Source organism: Stenotrophomonas maltophilia group sp. RNC7, from assembly GCF_030910085.1.
Lineage (GTDB): Bacteria > Pseudomonadota > Gammaproteobacteria > Xanthomonadales > Xanthomonadaceae > Stenotrophomonas > Stenotrophomonas sepilia.
This window is the reverse complement of record NZ_JAVFVN010000840.1, coordinates 1-710: the sequence shown is the minus strand read 5'-3', so window position 1 is coordinate 710 and position 710 is coordinate 1. Positions and strand designations below refer to the sequence as shown.

General features: G+C 54.9%; 2 protein-coding genes. Both read left to right on the top strand.

From position 1 onward, the window contains the following. On the top strand, positions 1–243 hold a 243-nt coding region (locus RCF13_RS20175; protein ID WP_308141508.1), incomplete at its 5' end, for a hypothetical protein. Beyond that, the coding region (locus RCF13_RS20170; protein WP_308141507.1) for a hypothetical protein at positions 240–710 on the top strand (471 nt) is incomplete at its 3' end. The genes RCF13_RS20175 and RCF13_RS20170, both read left to right, overlap by 4 nt.

Here is a 710-nt window from a genome sequence, read left to right as displayed (position 1 = left end):
ATTCATCAGACAGAAATCGATCTGGCCGCCGAACTGACTGGGCCTATGTACAAGTTTGATCCTTCAAACCGCATTATGCTGGAAAAGAAGGACGAAATGAAGAAGCGCGGCCTTCGTTCTCCCGATCTTGCGGACGCCCTGTCTCTTACATTCGCTGAGCATGTCGCAGCGCCACATCAGAGCATGCAGAGTTTCGAGCCGATGTTTGTGACTCCTGACGACAACATACTGGATAACTGGTGAAAGTCGAAATCAGAGACGGCACGCTGCGAGATATATGTTTCGTGGCGGCGAACCTGCGCGAGCAAGACAGGCGCGAGATATTCGCGACAGCATTGCTCGAAAGCGGCTCTCAGGCTGGCGCCATGTCGTTTCTCACGTCTCCCGGCTTCTGCTGGACGGCTTGGATTGATGAGCAGCCTGTCGCTGCTTTCGGTGTATCGCAGGGCAGCATGTTCCAGCCACACATGCGCTTCGCATGGGCATACGGAACTGAGCGCTTCAAGCGTGCGGCGCCTGCAATAACAAGGTTCTGCATTCAGGAATGGCCCCGGCGATTGATTGCCGAGGGTGTAACCCGCGTCGAGATCAGGTCGATTGCTGATCATGATCTGGCGCACAAATGGCTTGCCAGCATCAGAGCGAGAAAAGAAGCCACCATGCTGAATTACGGCGTGAATGGCGAGACATTCGAGCTTTGGGCGTGGCTG